This window comes from Hansschlegelia zhihuaiae (genome assembly GCF_004103825.1).
In the GTDB taxonomy this organism is placed as follows: Bacteria; Pseudomonadota; Alphaproteobacteria; order Rhizobiales; family Methylopilaceae; genus Methylopila; species Methylopila zhihuaiae.
The window spans coordinates 35,725-59,050 of record NZ_RYFI01000010.1 but is presented as its reverse complement, the minus strand read 5'-3'; the positions used below and the strand labels follow the sequence as shown (position 1 = coordinate 59,050).

The following is a 23,326-nucleotide window of genomic DNA, read 5'->3' as shown; positions in this document are numbered from 1 at the left end:
CAGCGCCTGCCGCCCGCGAGCCGCGTCGTGACGCAGCTGCGCCCTCCGCCGCGCGGCCGGCCCGCCCCCAGGGCGCGCCGTCCTCCCCGATCGGTCGCCGCCCTGCGTCCACGCCTGAGGTCGAGGAGCCGCTGCGGGCCGTCCGCCGCCCCGGCGGCGGCGCCCGCCCGGCCACGCCGGCCAAGCCCGAGCGCACCCCGCGCACTGTCTCGGCGCCCAAGGACCCCCCCCGCCTCACCATCACGACCGCGACCGGCTCGACCGGCGAGGACCGCACGCGTTCCGTCGCGTCCTACCGCCGCCGCGTCCAGCGGATGTCGGGCAAGGGCCATCAGGAGCCCAAGGAGAAGCTGATCCGTGAAGTCGTGGTTCCCGAGACCATCACGGTCCAGGAACTCGCCAACCGCATGTCGGAGCGCGCCGTCGACGTCACGCGCCTGCTGATGAAGCAGGGCGTGATGAAGAAGATCACCGACCTGATCGACGCCGACACCGCGCAGCTGATCGCCGAGGAGCTCGGACACACGGTCCGCCGGGTGGCCGAGTCCGACGTCGAGGAGGGGCTGTTCGGGGCGTCCGACGCGCCGGAGACGCTCAAGCCGCGTCCGCCGGTCGTCACCATCATGGGCCACGTCGACCACGGCAAGACGTCGCTGCTCGACGCCATCCGCCACACCAATGTGGTGCGGGGCGAGGCCGGCGGCATCACCCAGCATATCGGCGCCTATCAGGTGACCTCGCCGCTCGGCGGCAAGATCACCTTCATCGACACGCCGGGCCACGCCGCCTTCACGGCGATGCGCGCCCGCGGCGCGAAGTCGACCGACATCGTGGTGCTGGTGGTGGCGGCCGACGACGGCGTGATGCCGCAGACCGCGGAGGCCATCAACCACGCGCGCGCGGCCGGCGTTCCGCTGATCGTCGCGATCAACAAGATCGACAAGCCGGACGCCAACCCGCAGCGCGTCCGCACCGACCTTCTGCAGTACGAGATCCAGGTGGAGTCGCTCGGCGGCGAGACCATCGAGGTCGAGGTGTCGGCCAAGGAAGGCACCAATCTCGACAAGCTGCTCGAGCTGATCCAGCTGCAGGCCGAAATTCTCGAGCTCAAGGCCAATCCCGACCGCCCGGCCGAGGGCACCGTGGTCGAGGCCAAGCTCGACCGCGGCCGCGGCCCGGTCGCGACGGTGCTGGTCCAGCGCGGCACGCTGCGCCAGAGCGACATCGTGGTGGCGGGCTCCGAATGGGGCCGCGTCAGGATGCTGGTGAACGACCAGGGCGAGACCGTGCCGGAGGCCGGCCCTTCGACGCCGGTCGAGATCCTCGGCTTCAACGGCGCGCCGGAGGCGGGCGACCGCCTTGCGGTGGTCGAGAACGAAGCCCGCGCCCGCGAGATCGCCGAATACCGCACGCGCCAGAAGCGCGAGCAGGCGGCGGCGCGCGCGACCGTCCGCGTAGCCGGCCTCGAAGAGATGATGTCGCAGATCAAGACCGCCGGCAAAAAAGAGATGCCGATGGTCATCAAGGGCGACGTCCAGGGCTCGGTCGAGGCGATCGTGCAGGCGCTCGAGAAGGTCGGCAACGACGAGGTCGGCGTCCGCGTGCTTCTGTCGGGCGTCGGCGGCGTGACCGAGAGCGACGTGATCCTGGCCTCGGCCTCGAACGCCGTCGTGCTCGGCTTCAACGTCCGCGCGCTCAAGGAGGCGCGCGACGCCGCCGACCGCACCGGCACCGAGATCCGCTACTACAACATCATCTACGACCTGGTGGACGACATTAAGTCCGCGATGTCCGGAATGCTGTCGCCGGAGCGCCGCGAGGAGTTCCTCGGCAACGCCGAAATCCGCGAGATCTTCTCGGTCTCGAAGGTCGGCAAGATCGCCGGTTGCCTGGTCACCGACGGCGTCGTCCAGAAGGGCGCGGGCGTGCGCCTGATCCGCGACAACGTCGTGATCCACGAGGGCAAGCTCGCGACGCTGAAGCGCTTCAAGGACGACGTGAACGAGGTTCGCGCCGGCATGGAGTGCGGCATGTCGTTCGAGAACTACCAGGACATGCGCGCCGGCGACGTCATCGAATGCTACCGCGTCACGGAAGTGAAGCGGACGCTGTGAGGCGCGCATTAGGCCCGATCGTTCTCGGATGGACGATCGGCGCGACCGGCGCCGGAGCTAACCCGCACACCCCGACGGCGCCCACCGCTTTGGGCGACCGTCGAGGTGATAAGCTTCGAGATGAGGCTATAACAATCTACCTGTCGTCATTCTTCTCCTGTCGGCAGCCCGTCATCCAACGAAGCGTCGTCAAGAAGCTTCCGTTTGATGAATACTGGCGATCGCTTGTTCACGAATGCGAACAGCAGGAGGTAAAAGCGCGGTTGTCGATGAATGCGTTTGTGCGGTCTTGGGTCCAGAATGAACAACCGAGGCTGACCGGGACCGAGCTTGAACTCGAAATTGTGAGACGGAGACTTCCCATAATTTCATCCATTCGGGACTCGTTGGCGCGCGAATACGAACGATCGTTTGATGGCGGCGGTGCGCGCTAACAGTTGAGTTTAGCGTCCGCAGACGCTGCAGATGGAGACAACGCTCGGGGCCGGTCCGATCCCGGTTCCGACGGAGCCGCCGACAGGCGGGCCGCAAGGCGAAGAAGGAAAAGAAATGTCACGTCGTTCCGGGTCGAAGGGCCCGTCCCAGCGCGTGCTTCGCGTCGGCGAGCTGGTGCGTTCGCGAGGGATCGCCGCGGGCGCGGCGCTGGCGGCGCTGCTTTCCTCATCACCGGCAGCGGCGGAGGTCTGCGACAAGATCGTGGAGGCCTACCCACGGTGGCTGACCGTTCTGGGAATCTTGGTTGCGATCAGCGTGTTTGGAGGCGCCCTGTTCCGAGCGGTGTGGCCGAGCGTTCTCGCGACGGTCGTCGCCGGACTCATCACCTACACGATGCTCTGGGAGGTAGCGGCTCAAGATCCGATCGCGACCTCCGCCTGGCGGGAGGGCTGCGGCCAGGAACAGGCCGTGATCACTGCGATCTGTACGCTGCTCCTGATGCCGTTGGCGATCGCTTCGAAATGGCTTTTCGTCCGCCGTCGCGGATGATGGTCACAGACCGATAGACGAACTGGAAGTTGAGAAATGTCCCGTCATTCCGGGTCGAAGGGCCCGTCCCAGCGCATGCTTCGCGTCGGCGAACTGGTGCGCCATGCGCTCGCCGAGGTGCTCCAGCGCGGCGAGGTGATGGACCCGGTGCTCGAGGGCCACGTCATCACCGTGCCCGAGGTCCGCATGACGCCCGACCTCAAGCTCGCGACGGCTTACGTCATGCCGCTCGGCGGCAAGGACGTCGGGCCCGTGCTCGAGGCGCTCGACCGCAACCGCAAGCAGCTCCGCATGCTGACCGTGAAGCGGCTCGAGCTGAAGTCCGCCCCGGACCTGCGCTTCCGCATCGACGACAGTTTCGACCGCGGCGCCCATATCGACGAGCTCCTCCGCTCGCCCGAGGTCGCCCGCGACCTCGTCGACGACGGAGAGGACGAGCGATGAGCCGCCGTAAGAAGGGGCTCGACATCTCGGGCTGGTTGATCCTCGACAAGCCGGTCGGCGTCACCTCGACACAGGCGGTCTCCAAGGCGCGCTGGCTCTACCAGGCCAAGAAGGCCGGTCATGCCGGGACGCTCGATCCGCTGGCATCGGGCGTGCTGCCGATCGCGTTCGGCGAGGCGACCAAGACCGTGCCCTTCGTGATGGACGGCGAGAAGGAATATGTCTTCGAGGTGCTGTGGGGCGTCGAGACCGACACCGACGACGCGGAAGGGCAGCCGATCGCGACCTCCGACCACCGGCCGTCCCGCGACGCGATCCTCGCGGCGCTGCCGGCCTTCCGCGGGCAGGTGACGCAGATCCCGCCCAAGTTTTCCGCCCTCAAGATCGACGGCGAGCGCGCCTACGACATCGCCCGCGACGGCGGCGACGTCATGCTGGAGCCGCGCATCGTCGACGTCGCGCGGCTCGACCTCGTCGACCAGCCTTCGCCCGACCGGGCCGTCTTCGAAGCGGAGTGCGGCAAGGGCACCTATGTCCGCGCCATCGCCCGCGATCTCGGGCGCGCGCTCGGCACGCGGGCCCACATCGTCGCGCTCCGCCGCACCGCGGTCGGGACCTTCACCGAGGAGGACGCGATCTCGCTCGACGAGCTTGAGCGCTTGCGGGCGGACGAGACGGGGGATAAAGACATCGCCCAAGCTCTCCTTCCGGTCGAGACGGCGCTGGACGACATCCCGGCGCTCGCCGTCAACCGGGCGGAAGCCGCCCGGCTGCTCAACGGGCAGCCGGTGCTCCTGCGCGGACGGGACGCCCCGACTTTCCGGGGTCCGGTCTCCGTGACGACCGACGGCGCGCTCATCGCGCTCGGCGAGATCGATCGCGGCGAGCTCCATCCCCGACGCATCTTTCATCTCGACCGGCCGTGAGGGCCCGTCGAGCCCCGAGAACCGATCGAAACGAGAGAGACGATGTCGATCACGCCGGAACGTAAGAAGGAGTTGGTGAGCCAGTACGCCGTCAAGGACGGCGACACCGGTTCGCCCGAAGTGCAGGTCGCGATCCTCACGGAGCGCATCTCCAACCTGACCGAACACTTCAAGAGCCACGCCAAGGACAACCACTCGCGGCGCGGACTGCTGAAGCTGGTCAGCCAGCGCCGTTCGCTGCTCGATTATGTGAAGCGCAGCGACCAGGCCCGCTACCAGAGCCTGATCGAGCGTCTCGGCATCCGCCGCTGAGGTAGTTTTTTTGGCGCCGCAGGCGCCCTCAGCCGGCCCTTCGGGCCGACCTCTCCCTGCTGGGGAGAGATGTGCAGGCGGCGCCGTTCTTCGCCTCTCCCCGGCGGGGAGAGGTCGGATGACGAAGTCATCCGGGCGAGGGGGCGGAGGCGCATAGAGGTTTAGGCCGCCACCCGATCGGCGGCTTGATGACAGCAAGGACGCCGGCGCAATGGGGCGCCGTCGCCGGATAAGACAACAAAGGGACCCGGACGCCATCGGGCCCGAACGTCATGGGGCAGGATCGCAGGGCGCTTTCGTCCAAGTCCGCGACGCCGGATTTGGACCAAGCCGGAAACGGCCTGGACAACGGAAGCGCCGCGCCGTCTTGCCCGTGGCGTGCGTAAACAAAAGCCCGACGGCCTCCTTCGGTCCCAGACCGCAAGGACGAATACGCATGTTCGAAATTCACCGCGAATCCATCGAGTGGGCCGGCCGCACGCTGACCCTCGAAACCGGCCACGTCGCCCGTCAGGCCGACGGCGCCGTGCTCGCCACCTATGGCGACACCACCGTGCTCGCGACCGCCGTCTCGGCGCGCTCTGCGAAGCCCGGGATCGACTTCTTCCCGCTCACCGTGAACTACACGGAGAAGTACTACGCCGCTGGCCGCATCCCGGGCGGCTATTTCAAGCGCGAGCGCGGCCCGACCGAGAAGGACACGCTGACTTCGCGCCTGATCGACCGGCCGATCCGTCCGCTGTTCGCCGACGGCTACAAGAACGAGACGCAGGTGGTCATCACCGTGCTCTCCTACGACCTCGAGAACGACCCCGACATCCTCGGCATGGTGGCGGCCTCGGCCGCGCTGACGCTGTCCGGCGCGCCCTTCATGGGTCCGATCGGCGGCGCGCGCGTCGGCTATATCGACGGCGAATACGTGCTGAACCCGGTGGCCGACCGCATGGGCGGCTCCGCGCTCGACCTCGTCGTCGCCGGCACGCAGGACGCGGTGCTGATGGTGGAGTCGGAGGCCAAGGAGCTCTCCGAGGACGTCATGCTCGGCGCCGTCATGTTCGGCCACAAAGGCTTCCAGCCGGTGATCGACGCCATCATCCGGCTCGCCGAGAAGGGCGCCAAGGAGCCGCGCGAGCACGTCGTCGACGACGCGTCCGAGCTCGAGGGCAAGCTTCGCGCCCTGGTCGAGGCGGATCTGCGCGACGCCTACAAGATCAAGGCCAAGGCCGACCGCCAGGACGCGGTCGCCGCGGCCAAGAAGAAGGCCGTCGAGGCCTTCTGCGCCGAGGGCGACGAGAACGCCGTTTCGCCGATCAAGCTCGGCGGCGTCTTCAAGTCGCTCGAGGCCAAGATCGTCCGCTGGGGCATCCTGGACGACAAGATCCGCATCGACGGGCGTGACCTCACGACCGTCCGCCCGATCCTCCCCGAGGTCGGCGTCCTGCCCCGCACCCACGGCTCGGCGATCTTCACCCGCGGCGAGACCCAGGCGATTGTGGTCGCGACGCTCGGCACCGGCGAGGACGAGCAGTTCATCGACGCGCTGGGCGGCACCTACAAGGAGCGCTTCCTGCTCCATTACAACTTCCCGCCCTACTCGGTCGGCGAGACCGGCCGCATGGGCGCGCCCGGCCGCCGCGAGATCGGCCACGGCAAACTCGCCTGGCGGGCCATCCACCCGATGCTGCCGGAAGTGACGGAATTCCCCTACACGCTGCGCATCGTGTCCGAGATCACCGAGTCCAACGGCTCGTCCTCGATGGCGTCGGTCTGCGGCGCCTCGCTCGCGGCGATGGACGCGGGCGTGCCGCTGAAGCGGCCGGTGGCGGGCATCGCCATGGGCCTGATCCTCGAAGGCGAGAAGTTCGCGGTGCTGTCCGACATCCTCGGCGACGAGGACCATCTCGGCGACATGGACTTCAAGGTGGCGGGCACCGAGGCCGGCGTCACCGCGCTGCAGATGGACATCAAGATCGCGGGCATCACCGAGGAGATCATGAAGGTCGCCCTCGATCAGGCCAAGGGCGGCCGGATGCACATCCTGACCGAGATGGCCAAGGCGCTGTCGACCGGCCGCGCGGAGCTCGGCGAATACGCGCCGCGCATCGAGGTCATCAAGATCCCGACCGACAAGATCCGCGAAGTGATCGGCACCGGCGGCAAGGTGATCCGCGAGATCGTCGAGAAGACCGGCGCCAAGGTGAACGTCGAGGACGACGGCACCGTCAAGGTCGCGTCCTCGGACGGCAAGGCCATCACCGCCGCCATCAACTGGATCAAGTCGATCGCCTCCGACCCCGAGGTCGGCAAGGTCTATGACGGCACGGTGGTGAAGGTCGTCGAGTTCGGCGCCTTCGTGAACTTCTTCGGCGCCAAGGACGGCCTCGTCCACGTCTCCCAGATCTCCCCGGAGCGCGTCGCCAAGGTCTCGGACGTCCTCAAGGAGGGCGACAAGGTCAAGGTGAAGCTGCTCGGCTTCGACGACCGCGGCAAGACGCGCCTCTCGATGAAGGTCGTCGACCAGGAGACCGGCGAGGACCTTCAGCCGTCCGGCGCCGAGAGCGAGGAAGGCGGCTCGGACGAGGGTCGCTCGGGCGGCGGCGGACGCCGCGAGCGCGGCCCGCGCCGCAGGCGGGAAGAAGCAGCGGAGTAAGGCTCTACTGCTCCTCTTCCCGACGAGAACGGATCAAGCGCCCTTCGGGGCGCTTTTTTCGTGGAGCGGCCTCGGCGGACGAGAGCGCGGCCGACGAGGCGGCGCAATGCCGGGTTGAGAAATGCCACTGGGCTCACCTCGCGCTCGCGCGGGTCTGTGACCCTGGCGGAATCTTCGACGAAAATGTCGGGGCGCTCGCGGCGACTTCGTCCTGATGATCGGGAGCCGCCGGCCGGCGGCTGACGAGAGGAGACATCCCATGCGCTTCATGATCATCCGCAAGGCCGACGCCAACACGGAAGGCGAGGACAAGGCGACGCCCGAACTGATGGACGCGATGGCCGCCTACAATATGGAGATGATCAAGGCCGGCGTATTTCTGTCCGGCGACGGGCTGCAGCCGTCACGCAAGGGCGCGCGCGTGAAGATCTCGCGGGACGGCGCCAGGCCGATCGTCACCGACGGACCCTTTGTCGAGACCAAGGAGCTGATCGCGGGCTTCACCATGATCAAGGTCGGATCGCTCGAGGAGGCGCTCGACTGGGTCAGGCGCTGGCCGAAAGAGGATGGCCCGGTCGAGCTCGAGGTCCGGCAGGTCTACGAGCTCGAGGATTTCGACACGCTCGGCGACAAGCCCGAGGCGTGGCGCGAGATGGAGCAGGCGCTCAAGGACAGGGGCGCCTCGAACTGAGGTCCGATCGCCGGCCGCGATGCGACTCTTCAGGATTTTGCGTTTCAGTTCCGCATGGCGCGGCCCTAGCTTCGCGAAAAGACAAAGGGCCGAGCCATGATTTCACACGCGACCGTCGATGCGCCGGACTGGTCGGCGATCCCTGCGCCGCAGGACGACGGCGGCGCGGCGCATCTGACCGGCATGCGGATCCCGTCGGTCCCGCTTGCGGCCACCGACGGCGCGACGGTCGATCTCTTCGCGCTCGCCGGGCGCACGGTCGTGTTCGCCTATCCGCGCACTGGCCGTCCCGGCGTCGAAAACCCGGACGGCTGGGACATGATCCCCGGCGCGCGGGGCTGCACGCCGCAGGCTTGCTCGTTCCGCGACCTCCACGCCGAGCTGAAGGCGCGCGGCGTCGCTCGGATCTTCGGGCTGTCGACCCAGACGACGGACTACCAGCGCGAGGCCGCGGAGCGGCTGCATCTGCCGTTCCCGCTGCTCTCCGACGCGCGCCTTGAGCTGTCCCGCGCGATCTCGCTGCCGCTGTTCGAGGCCGGCGGCGAGACGCTGATAAGGCGCGTCACCCTCGTGGTCGACGACGGCGTCGTCACAAAGGTCTTCTATCCCGTGTTCCCGCCCGACCGCAGCGCCGCCGACGTCGCCGAGTGGCTGAAATCGGCCGGCTGAGCGCCGGCGAGCGCCCGCACGATGGCCGCGGCGGATGCTAGCTCGGCGGCCGCGAGCGTCCGCGCCGCGGGGCCGCCTGCGAGCAACCCGCCGGCCTCGAGGCCCCGCATGAAGGCGCCAATGTCGCGGTTCGCGCTGATGAAGCCGCGCTCGACCAGCCGTCCGAAGATCGCTCCGGCGCCGAGCCGGCCGCAGGCTCTCTCGAGCGCGCCCGCCGCAAGGCCGGCGGGATCGAACCGGCGCGGCAGCTGAAAGAGCGTGACGGGCGCGCCGGTCAGCGCCGCCTCGGTCGCCATCGAGACGCTGTCATCCGTCACGACGATCTCGTCCGCGGCGGCGAGGAAGGCCGCGTAGTCGTTCGGCCCGTCGCCGAAGATCGAGAGGCGCACGGGCGCCTCGGCGCCGGCGAGCGCGGTTTCGAGGGCGTCGCCCGCGCGGCGCGACGTGCGCGGCGAGGTGACGACGAGCAGCGAGCCGCCCGCCGCCTCCGCCCGCGCGAGCGCCGCGGCCGCGAGCCTGCGTGCGGCGGCGACGTCGAGCGTCAACGGGGCGGCGTCGCCGCCGACGATCACCGTGATCCTCGGACGCGGCAGCGCCGCGAGGTCCGGACGGAGGCCGCGGGCATGGGGCGCCGCGGTGAGCGGCAGGCGGTTCTCCACGACGTTCGGCCGCGCCGGCAGCCGGTATTGCGGCGTGGTGACCACCGCGTCGAACCATTCGGACGGCGCCCATGTGCGGCCGAGATGGACGAGCCGCGTGCGGCCCCTGGAGGCCGCCTTGATCCAGAGCGCGGCCGGCGCGGCGCGCTTGCCGGCCGCGATCACGACGTCCGGAAACGGCGGGCGGAGCGCGGCTTGCGTCTCGGCGCCCAGCGAGAGCAGCGAGCCGCCGCTCCGCAGATTGGGCAGCGTTTCGAGGCCCTTGCGGAAGCGCAGCGGCTTCGCGACCCAGTCGAGACCGCTCGCCTCGGCCAAAGCGCGGATCTGCGCATTGTCGCCCGGCCGGCGGGCGAGCAGCGCCCACGCGACCGGCTGGCGCGCGGGCGGCGCGTCGGTCTCGGCGCCAACATGCTCCCGAGAGAGCTCCGTGATCGCAGGGTTGGGAGCGAACGTCATCAAACTTTGAAGGAAACCCGTCAGTCTGCTTCGGCTCCGTCTAGCCGCCGCCCGCGACCATCCCATGACGGTCGCTTCGGCCGCCGTTTCAAGACCTATGGACGCCAAATAGACAGCTGGCTTATTATCATTCGACAAGTTCATCTGTGGCGCGGCCGCAGCACTCCATAATTTCTTACCGTCGCCTATACTCTGCGAAACTGTCGCCCGACCGTCATCCGGCGCGACTATCGTCGGCGCATGTCAGGATTCGCCGATCGCCGCTGCGCCCGCATCTCGCCCGCCGACAAGGCGAGGCTGCGCGTGATGCTGCTCGCCAAACACGCCTGCGGCCGAGGCCTGCCGGACGCGGTCGACGGCAATCACGCGATCTACCACCACGAGCTCCGCACGACGCTCGAGCAGATCGGGCTGAATGTTACGCCGGCAAACTGTTTTGAGGCGATCGCTGATCGACCCGAGGCCGATTTCGTGTTCCCGCTCCTCAACAGGGCGGGGTTCCAGAACAGCGAGATGCTCGCGCCTCTGCTCCTCACGCGCCGGAATGTTCCCTTTCTCGGCGCCAGCCCGATCCTGCGCGGCCTCGCGGACGACAAGCATCTGAGCAAGGTCGCCGCGCAGCGCCTCGGCGTGCCGACCGCGCCCTGGATCTCGCTTCGCCGTGGCGCGCCGATCCTGGAACCCCGGTTCCCGGCCGAGCGCCTCGTCATCAAGCCGAACGCCTCCTCTGCCTCCTGGGGCGTCCACATCGTCGAGTCCTGGGCCGAGGGACGCCGCCACGTCGACGAGCTGCAGACGCAGGGCCACGACGTGATCGTCGAAAAATGGCTGCCGCTGCTCGACATAGCGGCCCCGGTGATCGGCGGCGCGGGACCCGAGCCCTGGATCCTGCCGCCCATGGCGCACCAGCCCGAGACCCCGGGCGAGATGCGCTCCTACGAGGAAAAGCGCGCGCTCGTGCCCGGCCTCGCGTCGGACCCGCTGCGGCCCGTCGAGGACGCCGACGTCGCCGCGCGCGTCGAAGCCTACGCCATGACGCTCGTCGCCGAGCTCTGGCCGTTCGACTATGGGCGGTTCGAGTTCCGCTTCGACCCGGCCTCGGGCGAGATCTCCTTCATGGAGGTCAATCTGTCTTGCAATCTCTGGTCGCGGAAGTCGATCTCCCGCGCCGCCGCCACGCTCGGGATCGACCACGCGATGCTGGTCGAATCGATCGTCGCGCACTCGATGGCGCGGCAGGGCGTGATCTCGCGCGCCGCCCTGGAGCTCGCGGCTTGAACGAGACGTCCGACGCTTCTCTCACGGTCCTGGTGCTGGCCGGGCAGCGCGACGGCGCGATCGATCCGCTCGCCGCGGCCGCCGGCGGCGCCTACAAGGCGCTTTCGCCCGTCGCCGGCCGGCCGATGATCGGCCATGTGCTCGAGGCGCTTTCGGCCTGCGACCGCGTCGGCGCGGTGCTCGTCTCGATCAACAGGGGCTCGGGCGTCGAGGAGGTCGCTGAGGCGAAGGCGCTCGCCGCCGCCGGCCGGCTGACCGTCTTCCCCGCCCGCGGAAATCTCGTCGACAGCGTGCTGTCCGCGCTCGAGACGGCGCGTTTCCCGGTGCTCGTCACCACCGCCGACAGCGTGCTGCTCTCCTCCGCGACCGTCGCCGAGATCGACGACCGCGCACGCGCGTCCCAAGCCGACGTCGGGGTCGCGCTCGCCCGCCGCGAGGACGTGCTCGCCGTCCATCCGAACGGCCAGCGCCGGTTCTACCGCTTCGTCGACGGCGCCTTCTCGAACTGCAACAGCTACTGGATCGGCTCGCGATCCGCGCTTGCGCCCGCCGAGCTGTTCCGCTCCGGCGGCCAGTTCGTGAAGCACCCGCTGCGGGTCGTCGGCGCGCTCGGGGTCGCGGGCGTGATCGAGCTCATCCGCTTCCGCTTCGGCATCGGCGCGCTGGAGGAAGGCTTCGCCCGGCTCTCGCGCCGCTTCCGGCTCAGGATCAAGCCCGTGCTTGTGACCGACGGGGCCGCCGCCATCGACGTCGACCACGCGCCCTCGCTGAAGGTCGCCGAGGAGGTGCTGGCGGATCGCCGCGGCGCCGGCCGGGCCGCGGCGGCCTGATCTCATGCTCACGCTGAGGGTGATTCCGCCCCGGCTGCTGTCGGGCGGCGCGGACGGCGTCCGACCGCAGAACGACATCGCGGGCCTCTATTTCGACGCGCTGTGGCGGAGCTGGCGGCCGACCGACCGGGCGTTCGCGCTGGCGCTCTCCGGCGCCGGGATGCTGGCGCGCCTCGGCCTCGCGTTCAGGGACCGGGAGGCCTTCCGCCAGGGCTGGGACGCCGACGAGCAGGCGCTGCTGATGGGCCTCGGCGGGGCCGACGCCCATCTCGGCATGGCGGCCCGCAAGGGCCTGCACCGGCTGCTCAACCCGGCCGCCTATCCGCTCGAGCTGAACCCGCTCAAGAACAAGCGCCTGTTCGCGGAACGCTGCCGCGCCGAGGGCCTCGCGGCGCCGGTCGAGTTCGATGGACCTGCGAACCGTCTCGCCGACTGGCTCGCGGGCGAGCGCGCGGTGATCGTCAAGCGCAACTATTCGTCGAAGGGCTCGGGCGTCGAGGGATTCCGACGCGAGGACGGCGCCTGGATTTCGGCCGGCCGGGCGCTCGCGCCAGGCGAGGCCGAGCGCAGGATCGCGCGCGCCTTCGCGGCTGGCGCGGTCGTGCAGCGCGCCTGCGCCGTGCATCCGGCGCTCGCGGCGCTGTCGCCCGGCGCGCTCCCGACCCTCCGGATCGTCACGGCCGTGAACGAGGCCGGGGCGATCGAGGCCTGCGACCGCATGATCCGCTTCTCGGCCGGCGGCCCCAAGCCGGTCGACAATTTCAACGCCGGAAACTTCGTGGCGGGGCTCGACGGCGAGGACCGGGTCCGGACGGGCTATCGCCGCGACGGCGGCTCCATCGCGTCCGCAGTCCGGCACCCGGCGACCAGCGTCGCGATCGAGGGTCATCCTGTCCCCGACGTCGCCGCGGCCGTGGCGCTGACGATCGAGGCGCATCAGGCGTTTCGGGACGGTTTCCGGGTGATCGGCTGGGACGTCGGGCTGACCGCCGACGGTCCGGTCCTGATCGAGGGCAACTGGAACCCCGGCACCGACGTGTTGCGGCTGGTCTCCGGGGAGAGCCTCGGGGACAGTCGGCTCGGCGCGATCTACCGCTTCTGGCTGGCGCGCCTCCGCGACGAAGACTGGCGGCGCTCGCGCCCGATCCAGTGCGAGCCCCGACGGCCTCGCTGCATGCAGCTCTAGGACGCCCGGCTTTCCTCGGCGACAGGCTCGAGGCGGACCTCGGCGGCGACCGTCGACGGGCCGAGAAGGTCCGCCAGCGCCATGATCTTCACGCGCGAGACGTCCTTGCGCCAGACCAGCAGGGTCAGGACGTCGCGCATCTCAGGGTCGAGCTCGTGGACGCTGAGCTGGGCGCGCTCGGTATAGGCGTCGAGCACGCTCTGGGGCGTCAGGGCGACTCCCATGCCGGCCGCCGCGCAGCCCAGAATGGCGTGATAGGACGCGACCTCGACGATCCTCTCGATCGGCACGCCGTCGCGCTGGAACCAGTCCTCGATCCGCTGCCGGTAATGGCAGCCCGCGCGGAAGGCCAGGATCGCGCGGGTCTTGACGTCCGCTGCGCGGGCGATCGGCGGATGCGAGGCGTTCGCCACGATCACGAGTCTCTCGTGGAAGGTCGGCAGCGTCTCGAGCCGCGGATCGCTGACAGCGCCCGCGACCAGCGCCGCGTCGAGCTCGCCGCTCAGAACCTGCTGGATCAGCGGGCGTGAAGCGCCGGTCCGAAGCTCGACATTGAGATCGGGGTAGCGCCCGTGCAGCGCCGTGAGCGGTCCCGGCAGGCGCACCGCCGCGGTGCTCTCCATCGCGCCGAGCCGCAGCAGGCCGTGCGGGGTCTTCTCCTGCACGGCGTCCCGCGCGCGCTCGGCGAGCGTCAGCATCTCATCGGCGAAGGACACCAGCGTGGTCCCGGCGGAGGTCAGCCGCATCCGCTTGCCCTCGCGCTCGAACAGCGCGACCCCGAGGTCCTCCTCGAGCTTCTTGATGCGGGTCGTGACGTTCGACTGCACGCGGTGCAGCCGCTGCGAGGCGCGGGTGACGCCGCCAGCCTCGACAACGGTGCGGAAGACGCGGAGATCGGTGAGGTCCATCGTTCTCGTCTCGAGATGGATGCATTCTCAATAATTCATTTTACGAGATCAATAGGCCGCTTGTAAATCCCTTTTCGAGAACGACGGACCGGGCGGGCCGGAACCGCCGACCACGAGGAGGGAATTGCGATGGCCATGCCGAAGATCGGAGCCGCGACGCAGGTCGCGCACCCCAACCACATCGTCGGGCAGCAGGTGAACGCGACGGTCGCGGCCAACGCCAATGGCGGCTTCGCGATCGCCTATACGGACGTCAGCCAGAACAACTACGAGATGACGACGTTCAAGGCCGACGGGTCATTGCTTCAGACAATGAACTTCGCCTTTACCCATTTTCAGAGCTCGGACGACGAGGACTTTGGCGCGACAAGCTCGATCGACAACCGGATCGAGCTCGTCGGGCGCGAGGACGGCGGAATCACAGCGGCGTTCCTCGACACGGCGCATGGCGGCGTCGTCGAGCAGACCTATTGGGCGCACAGCCCGGTCGGCGGCGAACTCGGCGTCTATTACGGCGCGGGCGCCGGCTCACCCTTCCTCAGCCTCGCCTCCACGGGCAACGTCATCCTCGGGCACGGGCTCCAGGGCGGCGACGTCAAGGTCCATTGGATGCAGCCGAACTCGGACGAGCATCCAGAACCTCATGATATCTACAACTCGCCGGCCGCCGAGAACCGCGTCGAGGTTGAGGGCGTTTACGATCCGAAGGACTCGACCTACGCCGTCGACCAGGACGACGTCGTCCTAGTCTACCGCAACGCGGCCACCGGCGCGGTCCATATCGAGAGCACCTCGGGAAATACCGTCGTCGGCTTCGGAAGCGATCCCCACATCGCCGCGCTCGCGGGCGGCGGCTTCGCGGTGACGTGGGACGTCGGCGGCGGCCAGGTTCTCGCCCGCATCTTCGAGGCGGACGGCAAGACGCCGCGCGGCGCCGCAGTCGCGGTCGACAATGCCGGCGCAAGCCAGTCGCACGTCTGCTCGCTCGACGACGGCCGCTTCCTCGTGACCTGGCGCGACTACGACGCGAGCGGCGTCGCGCCCAAGAGCTCGATCATGGGCCATATCTACAACGCCGACGGCTCGTCGAACTCCGGCCCCTTCACGATCGAGACCGCGACCGGATACGGCGTCACCATGGGCGCGCCGCGCGCGGACCAGCTCGTCGACGGCCGGATTGTCGTAACCTATCATGACGGGGTCTCGGCCGCGACGACCGACGTCAAATACCGCATCCTGGACGCGCGCGAGGAAGGCCTGTTCCTCGCCGGCGGCAAGCTCGACGACGACTTCGTCGGCACCGACTTCGCCGACATCGTCGCGACCGGAAAGGGCGCGGACAAGGTCGCGGCCGGCGCCGCAGCCGATGCGCTGAGCGGCGGCGCGGGCAAGGACAAGCTCTACGGAGAGGCCGGGACGGACAGGCTGTTCGGCGACGCCGGCAAGGACACGCTCGACGGCGGCCTCGGGATCGACACCACCACGGGCGGGTTCGGCGACGACTGGCACTATGTCGACAACGCCAAGGACGTGGTGGTCGAGAAGGCCTTCCAGGGCGCGGCCGACCGCGTGCTGACGAGCGTCGACTACGCGCTCGCGGCCGACGCGCAGGTGGAGATTCTCTCGACCGCCGACGACGCCGGCGTCACGCCGCTGAAGCTCACCGGCAACGACTTCGCCAACACCATCATCGGCAACGCCGGCGCCAACGCGCTCGAGGGCAAGGGAGGCTCCGACACGCTCCAGGGCGGCAACGGCGACGACGTCTACATCGTCGAGAGCGCAGGCGACCAGGTGGTCGAGGCCTTCGGGCAGGGGATCGACACGGTGAAGAGCGGCGTCACCTACACGCTGAGCGACAATGTCGAGAATCTGCAGCTGACCGGTTCGCTGGACATCGGCGGCGTGGGCAACGCCGGGGCCAACACTCTCACCGGCAACGCGGGCGCCAACACGCTGAACGGCAAGGGCGACGCCGACCTGATGATCGGCGGCAAGGGCGGCGACACCTATGTGGTGGACCATGCCTCCGACAAGACCGTGGAGTCGGCGGGCGAAGGCAACGACACGGTGGTCGCCACCGTCGACTATGCGCTTGGCGCCGGCCAGTCGATCGAGAAGCTCGTGATCGCCTCGCAAGGGAGCGTCACGCCGTTGAAGTTGACCGGCAACGAGCTCGGCCAGACCATCGAAGGCAATGCGGGGGCGAACGTCCTGAACGGCGGGGGCGGGATCGACGTGCTTCAGGGCTTCGGCGGCAAGGACGTGTTCGCCTTCACGACCACGCTCGGCGCCGGGAACATCGACAAAGTCACCGACTTCTCGACCCTGGACGACCTCATAGGGCTCGACAGCGCGATCTTCTCCAAGGTCGGGCCGGACGGCGCGCTCGCGGCGTCGGCCTTCGCGGTCGGTGCTACGGCCGCTGACGCCTCGGACCGCATCATCTACAATTCCGGGACCGGCGCGCTGCTCTATGACCAGGACGGCGCCGGCGGCGCGGCCGCCCAGCAGTTCGCGGTGATCAGCGTCGGCCTGACCACGCTCACCAGCGCGGACTTCCTGGTGCTTTGACGCCAGGCCGGGGCGGCCTGCCGCCCCGGCCTTTCCTTTCGGCCGCCGCTCAGCTGTTGTCGCCCGCCTTGCCGGTGCGGTCCTTGGCGACGTGGTTCTTGATCCAGTCGATGATCACGTCGGCCACCTCGAGATTGTTGGTGTCCTGCATGAACATGTGGCTGTTGCCCTTGATGCCGATCTGCGGCAGCGCGATGAACGTCATGTCGCCGCCGGCGTCGTTGATCTGCTTTCGCATCGTGATGCAGGACTCGGTCGGCTGCGGGAACGCGTAATTGTCGCCGACCATGATCAGGATCGGAATCTTCTTCAGGATCTTGATGTGCTCGGCCGTGAGGTTGGTGAAGCAGCCGGTCTCGAGCTGGATGATGCCCTTCACGTCCTTGGCGGCGCCGCGCAGCGCGGCGCGCGTCGGGAAGCTCGACGACTGCGAGTGCCCGACCAGGATCGCGCCGCCGAGCTGCTTGGAGAGCAGCGCGAGGTTGTCGGGGCTGTTGTAGGGCGCGTCGGGCTCCACCGGCGTGCAGGTTCCGCCGTTGCAGTCCGGCGAGGCGGCGTCGCTCAGCGTCGCGTTGAGGTCCGGAATGACCTGCTTGTAGAAGGTGTTGCTGGCGTTCTCGCCGACCCCGACGGTCTGCATCGGGAATTTCTGGCCGGGGAACGGCGTCTTGGTCTCGTAGTCGCCCAAGCGGAACACGTTCCAGGCGAAGCGGTCGGTCGCGATCAGGATGTCGGGATTGTCCTCGCCAGGCTTGTCGCCGGCGTTGACCTCCGCGAAGCGCCGCGGGTCGAAGCCCGAGCGGCCGCGCCCGACCTGTTCGGCCATGAAGGTCTTGAAGCCCTTGCGGGTGAAATACTCGTACCAGCCCATCCGGCCGTCCGGCGTCGTCTCCCACGTCTTCGACGTCAGGCAGCAGCCGTGCATGAAGACGATCGGAAACTCCTTGTTGGTCTCCTGCGGAAGCTGGAACTCGACATACATCTGATCGGTCATGATCTTCCCGGCGTAGTCCGGGGAGGTCAGCAAGCGGGTCTTGATCTTGTCGACGTCGCCGCCGACGAAGAAGCTGCCCTGCCCCTTCAGGGCGAGCGGCGGCGACGGCTTGACGTCCTTCCAGCCCTGCGCCGAAGCCGCGACGGGCGCGCAGACAAGTCCCAGCAGGACCAGACCGGCCGAGGCCAACCTGACGGCGTGTCGGCTCATTCTTTGAGTCATCGTTTCCTCCCTAGAGGCCGACGAGCCTACCCATCGCCCGCGCCGCTTCTCGGCATGGAGCGCCATCAACTGGGCGTTCAGCGAACGCCGATGAATTCACTCGGCGCTCGACTTACGTCATTTGACGCGAGAGGCGACCGCGCCAAACTCCATTGACGTGCGTTGGTTGAAGCTCTTATGATTTTGTTGAAGTGCACTTATAAGTATTTCCTCTTATGCGCGCATGACATGTTGGTTGTATGGCCCCTAAGCGGCAATGAGTATGTAGATTTCAGTGTACTTTGCATTTATTTATAATATATCAGCAGTATAATAGTTTTTATAGGAGTGCGTTCGTAACGGCGATCGATGGCCATACGCGGCGATAGAACCGCGATGGCGGGAGGAAGACATGTCGTGCACGCAAACCGGGATGCGACCGCCTGCGGCCGCGGCGATCCAGATATGGGACAGTCACTACACGCCAGCGAGCCAGGCGTTCGGGGCGTTCAGGGACGTCGTGTGCTCCGCCTTCATGCCCTGGACGCCGGAGCCTTCCGATCCGGAAGTCCAATTCGAGGGGCGGGTGGAAAATCTGTTCCTCGAAAGCGGCTCGGTCGGGCTCTGCAGCACGAACGGCCTCACGGCGAGGAAAACGAAGGGCAACATCAGCAATTCCCCCGTCGAATGCATCTACGGGAACTATGTCCTGGCCGGGGAGATCAGCGTCGAACAGGCGGACAAGCGCAATGTCGCGAGGCCCGGAGACCTCGTGCTCTATCACAGCTATCGGCCCGTCTTTCTCACCGAGAAGCCGGGGGTCCGGAACGTCAATATCGCTTTCAGCATTCCGGCGGCCCGCTTCGCGGGCGTTCCGAACGCCGAACGCCGGTTCATGAACACGCTGGTTCCGGCGAACCGGCTGATCGATCCGCTCGCGGGCTGCTTCAGCATGCTCGCGAGGAGCATGCGCTCGTCGTCGCCCGAGGAGATGTCGGCGCTGTTCGACGCCTGCGCCGCCCTGCTCCCGGTCTCGGCCGGGTGCTGCGCGCCGGAGGCGCAGGGACGGGGGGAATGGGGGGCGCTGCCCCGCGACATCCTGGCCTTCGTCGACGACAACATGTCGGACCCGGGCCTGACGCCGCAGCGCGCCGCCGAGCGGCTCGGCGTCTCGACCCGGCATCTGCACAAGCTGTTCGCGCGCTCCGGAACCACGTTCGGCGGCTATGTGACGAGCGAGCGGCTCGAGCGCGTGCGCTGCGAACTGATGTCGATGTCGAGGCGCGCCCCGATCTCGGAGCTCGCCTTCCGCTGGGGCTTCAGCGACCTGTCGACCTTCAACCGGGCCTTCAAGCGCCGCTTCGGCGTCTCGCCGCGAACTTTGCGGGGGTCGAGGGGATAGGCCTTCGGCGGCCGGAGCTTCCAACCGTCATGCCCGAGACAGGCCCGGGCATGACGAGCGGCGACGGCCGGGCCCCTCGCAGGCGTCCGGCGGCCGAGGCTCTCGACCGCCGGACGGAGCGTCTCACTCGGCGGCCGAAGCGGTCGGCGTGGCCTTGTAGGTCAGCGTCGCATCCCAGAAGTCGCAGCGATGCGCCGCGCTGTACTGCGCGTCGGTCAGCGTCGACGAATAGGGGATGTTCTGCTGCAGGATGCCCGGAACGTGCTTCTTGTTGCGGTAGCGCGGCCAGGGGCTGTTTCCGAGGCCGTTGGGATTGCCGGTCCAGGCGAAGTTGGTCCAGGCCGCGACCATCTCGTCGGACAGCTTCTGCTGCTTCTTGTTGAGCACATGGGTGCGGCCGTCGGGCCCGCCATGCCAGCCTGGGAACAGATAGGGGATGTCGGCCGTGTGGTAGGCGCCCGACGTGAAACCCCGCATCTTCGGGAAGTAGGACGGCGCGGTCCGGTCCGCGAACTCGTAGAAATAGACCGGCACCTGCGGCGCGAGCAGCTGGTTGGTGTAGCGCTGCGTGCACACCGTCGAATCGGTGCCGATGGCGTTGAGCGCGAGCTGCGGCGACGGATAGGCGCCAAGCGGGTAGAGCTTCTTGACCTTCTGTTGCGTGCCTTCCGGGTAGTTGGCCGCCCCGTAGGCCGCGATCCTGGCGTCGTAGTCGGCCTCGGTCGCCGGCGTCTGCCCGGGGCGGAAATATTGCGAGATGCCCAGGCTGAAGTTCTGCTCGTCGATGGTGAGCCCGCTCATCACCGGCATCTTGTTGAACTGGCCGGCGGCGATCAGGTCGACGAACCGGCCGGGCAGGATCTGGCCGTCCGCAATGATGTTGCTGGAGTAGGAGGGCGCCGCCGCCTGCGTGCCGGCGAGATCGTAGATCTGCTTCGACGTCAGCTTGCGCAGGCACTTGGCCGTCGCCTCGTCGGCGCCCGCGCCGCAGCCCGCCGCGACCGAGAACGAGACGCCTTTGGCCTGGGCGGTCGCGAGCGGCGACGGCTCGAGCAGCACGCTCTGGAAGATCGCGCGGTGGAACAGGCCCTTGGCGAGCGGCGAGATGACCTGCGACTCGGTGTCGACGGAGCCCGCCGACTGGCCGCCCAGCAGCACGTTGTTCTTGTCGCCGCCGAACTTGTCGATGTTGTCGCGCACCCAGCGCAGCGCCGCCTGCTGGTCGAGCAGGCCGTAATTGGCGGAAGGGTGGCCTTCCGCGTCGAGCGCGGGATGGGCGAGGAAGCCCAGCAGGCTGAGCCGGTAGTTCAGGGTGACCACGACGGTCTTGCCGTCGCGGGCGAGCTTGGAGCCGTCATAGTCGCTGCCGGCGCCGGTGAAGTTCGCGCCGCCATGCAGCCACACGATGACCGGCAGCTTGCCCTTGCCGTCCGGCTTCACGTTCGGCGTGAAGACGTTGAGGTAGAGGCAGTCCTCATTGTCGTTCTGCGGTCCCGCGAACGGTCCGAGCGTCGTCACCTGGAAGCAGATCGGCCCGAAAGTCTTCGCGTCGCGCACGCCCTGCCAGGAGTCCGGCTTGACGGGCGGCCGCCAGCGCAGCTCGCCGACGGGTGGCTTGGCGTAGGGGATGCCGTAGAACCGCGCGACGCCGTCCTCGACGAAGCCGCGCACCGCGCCGCTCTCGATCGTGACCTTGGGGCCGCCCGCCGCCTGCGACGGCGCGACCGGCGCCAGCATCGCGAGGCCGAGCGCCGCGGCGGCGCACGCCGCCCAGCGCGATCTTCGCGCGCCGCGCCGATGAGCTTCTGTTTCCATGTTTTGTTCCTCCCGCATCTGGTTCGCCGTCTCGAGTCGGCGGTTCGCCAGATTGGCGGGGGCGGCGCCGGCGTTCGCGGCGCTCAGCGAACGATGCTGGGCGTGGAAGGGCCTTGGGCGTCCGGCGAGCGCGACGTCACTTCGGCGCGAAGCCGAAAGCGAGCGGCGCGTCGAAACCGCCAGGCAGGCGCCATTTCGTTGAATCTGGAAGGAGCCGGAGACTTGGTGGAGCCGAGGGGATTCGAACCCCTGACCTCTGCAGTGCGATTGCAGCGCTCTCCCAACTGAGCTACGGCCCCGCGTCCCAGGCGGCGCCATTTACGTGGCGGCCCGGAAGCCTGTCAAGGCAGGCGAGGGCCCTGCATTGACGCTTCAGGGCCCGGCTGCGACCCGGCTTCCCCACCCGTCTTGCCGCGATCCGCCGCGGCCGCTACACCTCGACCGTCCTCCCCGCCGAACGCAAGGTTTCCGATCAGGCATGCGCGCGCTTCTCGACGTCATCCTGCTGGCGCTCCAGCTCTATGTCTGGCTGCTGATCGCCTCGGCCATCCTGTCCTGGCTGATCGCGTTCAACGTGGTGAACACGCGGAATTCCGTGGTCTCGGCGATCTGGGACTTCCTCTACCGCATCACCGAACCGCTGCTCCGGCCGATCCGCAACATCCTGCCCTATATGGGCGGCATCGACATCTCGCCGATCATCCTGCTGCTGATCATCTTCTTCATCGAGCGGCTGATCGTGCTCTACCTCTATCCCAACGTGCTCTGAGGGGCGTCAGCCGCCGTCGCGGACCGCCGGCGGAGCGTCACGCCCGCTCGCGGCGTTCGGCGAGCGTGAACCAGCCGACGCCCGCGAGCACCAGCGCCGCGCCCGCGACGTCGACCAGCGAGACGCTCTCGCCGAGCAGGATCGCGGCGAGGATCAGCGTCGCGATCGGGCTGACCGTGCCGATGGTGGCGTTCGCCTGCGCGGAGATGCGGCTGAGCGCGGCCGAGAGCAGGAAGCTCGGCGCCGCGGTGCCGACCGTCGCGAGCACGAGGCAGATCACCCACGCCCGCGCCGAAAGCCCGCCGAGCAGCGCGACGTCGCGGATGAGCAGGAACTGACCGATCGCGACGACGCCCGCGGCCGACATCGCCACGCAGGTGAAAAGCTTCGGCCCGACCCGGCCGATCGGCCCCTTGGCGAGCAGCTGGTAGAGCGCGAACGCGACCGCCGAGGCGAGCACCAGCAGCGTTCCGGTCCGGGTCGCCTCGAACCCCGCCACCTGCACGTCCTGCACGAAGACGAGCGCGAGCCCCGCATAGCTCACCGCGAAGGCCGCGAGCGCGCTCATCCGGAAGGGCTGGCCGAAGAAGGCCGCGCCGAGCAGCACCGTGAACAGCGGATAGGTGAACAGGATCAGCCGCTCGAACGGCGCCGAGACATAGACCAGGCCGAGAAAGTCCATATAGCTCGCGAACCAGTAGCCGAGCGCCCCGACGCCCGCGATCACCGCGAGCTCGCGGCCCGTCAGCGCCGCCGGCCATCCGGTCCGGGCGACGCCCGCGAGCCCGACTGCGAGATAGATCGGCACCGACAGCGCCATCCTGAGCGCGAGCAGCGTCTCGGTGTCGAGGCCTTCGGCATAGGCGAATTTGATGATGACGCCCTTGGAGGCGAACAGGATCGCGCCCGCCGCGGCGAGCGCATAGCCGGTCCAGGGCGCGGCCGGCCGCGGCGCCTCTTCGGGCGGCACGACCTCCGGATCTGCGGGATTGGGCGCGGGGCTCGACACCGGCGAGCCGCTAGCATGCGCGCCGGCCGCGCGAGAAGCCGCGTCGGCGCAAGGCCGGCTTGCGCGGGGCCGGAACGGAGAACGGCCCGGACTGCGAGGCCCGGGCCGTTCCCGCAACAAGGCCGATCGGAAGGCGGCCTTATCTCGTCTTGGTCGAGGCGCTCTGGTCCTTCTGCGCGGTCTCGTAGGAGCCGCTATCGGTGAGCGAGGACGCCTGCTTGTTGGAGTAGGGGCAGGCCGAGGCGGCGCCGAACGAGACGGCGGCGAGCGCGGCTGCGAGCAGCGTCGTGGCGAGGGTCTTCATCGGGTCCCTCCGTCTGGGCTTTGCGGCCGGATGGCCGCTACGCGAGAGGAAGGCTAGCACGGCCCCGCGCGCCGCCAACCCGCCGCCGGATCACTCCGGCGTGTGCGTCTTGCGCGAATGAGGGACTCCGCCTCTTCTCCCTCCCCTTTCA

At 68.6% G+C, this 23,326-nt stretch carries 20 protein-coding genes and 1 tRNA gene; 14 read left to right on the top strand and 7 right to left on the bottom strand.

Annotation, left to right across the window (positions count from 1 at the left end; genetic code table 11):
• From infB to EK403_RS11485, 8 genes are all read left to right on the top strand, one after another.
• Positions 1–2,114: translation initiation factor IF-2 (gene infB, locus EK403_RS11520; RefSeq protein WP_245479653.1), on the top strand; the 2,114-nt coding region annotated here is incomplete at its 5' end.
• Positions 2,115–2,579: 465 nt separating this feature from the next.
• Positions 2,580–3,098 (top strand): hypothetical protein, encoded by a 519-nt coding sequence (locus tag EK403_RS11515; RefSeq protein ID WP_128777641.1) that lies wholly within the window; start codon positions 2,580–2,582, stop codon positions 3,096–3,098.
• 36 nt (positions 3,099–3,134) lie between these two features.
• A complete protein-coding gene (gene rbfA / locus EK403_RS11510; protein ID WP_128777640.1) occupies positions 3,135–3,542 on the top strand; it encodes a 30S ribosome-binding factor RbfA in 408 nt (135 codons plus the stop codon).
• Positions 3,539–4,468, top strand: coding sequence for a tRNA pseudouridine(55) synthase TruB (gene truB, locus EK403_RS11505; RefSeq protein WP_128777639.1), 930 nt, complete (start codon positions 3,539–3,541; stop codon positions 4,466–4,468). Before rbfA ends, truB begins: the two co-directional genes overlap by 4 nt.
• Positions 4,469–4,510: 42 nt before the next feature.
• On the top strand, positions 4,511–4,780 hold the full coding sequence (gene rpsO / locus EK403_RS11500) for a 30S ribosomal protein S15 (RefSeq protein WP_128777638.1): 270 nt from the start codon (positions 4,511–4,513) through the stop codon (positions 4,778–4,780).
• Positions 4,781–5,216: 436 nt separating this feature from the next.
• Positions 5,217–7,430 (top strand): polyribonucleotide nucleotidyltransferase, encoded by a 2,214-nt coding sequence (gene pnp, locus EK403_RS11495; protein ID WP_128777637.1) that lies wholly within the window; start codon positions 5,217–5,219, stop codon positions 7,428–7,430.
• A gap of 259 nt (positions 7,431–7,689) precedes the next feature.
• Positions 7,690–8,121 (top strand): YciI family protein, encoded by a 432-nt coding sequence (locus EK403_RS11490; RefSeq protein ID WP_128777636.1) that lies wholly within the window; start codon positions 7,690–7,692, stop codon positions 8,119–8,121.
• Between the two features lie 96 nt (positions 8,122–8,217).
• Positions 8,218–8,790, top strand: a complete 573-nt coding sequence (locus tag EK403_RS11485; protein ID WP_128777635.1) for a peroxiredoxin — start codon at positions 8,218–8,220, stop codon at positions 8,788–8,790.
• Here the strand turns inward: EK403_RS11485 and EK403_RS11480 are convergent.
• Entirely contained in the window at positions 8,724–9,905 is a 1,182-nt protein-coding gene (locus tag EK403_RS11480; RefSeq protein WP_164919579.1) for an ELM1/GtrOC1 family putative glycosyltransferase, read from the bottom strand. The two genes, EK403_RS11485 and EK403_RS11480, sit on opposite strands and share 67 nt — an antisense overlap.
• 240 nt (positions 9,906–10,145) lie before the next feature.
• Here EK403_RS11480 and EK403_RS11475 point away from each other — a divergent pair, with 240 nt between their 5' ends.
• Genes EK403_RS11475 through EK403_RS11465 form a run of 3 tightly spaced genes read left to right on the top strand, consistent with a single transcriptional unit; the run spans position 10,146 to position 13,199 of the window.
• Positions 10,146–11,183: a D-alanine--D-alanine ligase family protein gene (locus EK403_RS11475; protein ID WP_128777633.1), complete on the top strand. Its 1,038-nt coding sequence runs from the start codon at positions 10,146–10,148 to the stop codon at positions 11,181–11,183.
• Positions 11,180–12,013 carry a nucleotidyltransferase family protein gene (locus tag EK403_RS11470; protein WP_128777632.1) on the top strand — a complete coding sequence of 278 codons (834 nt, stop codon included), beginning with the start codon at positions 11,180–11,182 and terminating at the stop codon, positions 12,011–12,013. Before EK403_RS11475 ends, EK403_RS11470 begins: the two co-directional genes overlap by 4 nt.
• A 4-nt stretch (positions 12,014–12,017) precedes the next feature.
• On the top strand, positions 12,018–13,199 hold the full coding sequence (locus tag EK403_RS11465; protein WP_128777631.1) for a sugar-transfer associated ATP-grasp domain-containing protein: 1,182 nt from the start codon (positions 12,018–12,020) through the stop codon (positions 13,197–13,199).
• On the opposite strand, the gene EK403_RS11460 is transcribed toward EK403_RS11465, so the two are convergent.
• On the bottom strand, positions 13,196–14,107 hold the full coding sequence (locus tag EK403_RS11460) for a LysR family transcriptional regulator (protein WP_128777630.1): 912 nt from the start codon (positions 14,105–14,107) through the stop codon (positions 13,196–13,198). The two genes, EK403_RS11465 and EK403_RS11460, sit on opposite strands and share 4 nt — an antisense overlap.
• 135 nt (positions 14,108–14,242) lie before the next feature.
• Here EK403_RS11460 and EK403_RS11455 point away from each other — a divergent pair, with 135 nt between their 5' ends.
• The gene (locus EK403_RS11455; protein WP_164919578.1) at positions 14,243–16,681 is read left to right on the top strand and encodes a calcium-binding protein; all 2,439 of its coding nucleotides are present in this window, start codon (positions 14,243–14,245) and stop codon (positions 16,679–16,681) included.
• 49 nt (positions 16,682–16,730) lie between these two features.
• Here EK403_RS11455 and EK403_RS11450 read toward each other — a convergent pair whose 3' ends face one another.
• Positions 16,731–17,885, bottom strand: a complete 1,155-nt coding sequence (locus tag EK403_RS11450) for an alpha/beta hydrolase family protein (RefSeq protein ID WP_128777628.1) — start codon at positions 17,883–17,885, stop codon at positions 16,731–16,733.
• A gap of 403 nt (positions 17,886–18,288) precedes the next feature.
• On the opposite strand from EK403_RS11450, the gene EK403_RS11445 reads away from it, so the two are divergent.
• On the top strand, positions 18,289–19,278 hold the full coding sequence (locus EK403_RS11445; RefSeq protein WP_128777627.1) for a helix-turn-helix domain-containing protein: 990 nt from the start codon (positions 18,289–18,291) through the stop codon (positions 19,276–19,278).
• Positions 19,279–19,401: 123 nt separating this feature from the next.
• On the opposite strand, the gene EK403_RS11440 is transcribed toward EK403_RS11445, so the two are convergent.
• Together EK403_RS11440 and EK403_RS11435 are read right to left on the bottom strand one after the other, a co-directional pair.
• A complete protein-coding gene (locus tag EK403_RS11440; RefSeq protein WP_128777626.1) occupies positions 19,402–21,093 on the bottom strand; it encodes a carboxylesterase/lipase family protein in 1,692 nt (563 codons plus the stop codon).
• A 223-nt stretch (positions 21,094–21,316) separates the two neighbouring features.
• Positions 21,317–21,392, bottom strand: a tRNA-Ala gene (locus EK403_RS11435).
• 179 nt (positions 21,393–21,571) lie between these two features.
• Here EK403_RS11435 and EK403_RS11430 point away from each other — a divergent pair.
• Entirely contained in the window at positions 21,572–21,862 is a 291-nt protein-coding gene (locus EK403_RS11430) for a YggT family protein (RefSeq protein WP_128777625.1), read from the top strand.
• 37 nt (positions 21,863–21,899) lie between these two features.
• On the opposite strand, the gene EK403_RS11425 is transcribed toward EK403_RS11430, so the two are convergent.
• The gene (locus EK403_RS11425) at positions 21,900–22,871 is read right to left on the bottom strand and encodes a DMT family transporter (RefSeq protein WP_245479652.1); all 972 of its coding nucleotides are present in this window, start codon (positions 22,869–22,871) and stop codon (positions 21,900–21,902) included.
• A gap of 139 nt (positions 22,872–23,010) precedes the next feature.
• The gene (locus tag EK403_RS22365; RefSeq protein WP_164919577.1) at positions 23,011–23,175 is read right to left on the bottom strand and encodes a hypothetical protein; all 165 of its coding nucleotides are present in this window, start codon (positions 23,173–23,175) and stop codon (positions 23,011–23,013) included.
• Positions 23,176–23,326: the final 151 nt, after the last annotated feature.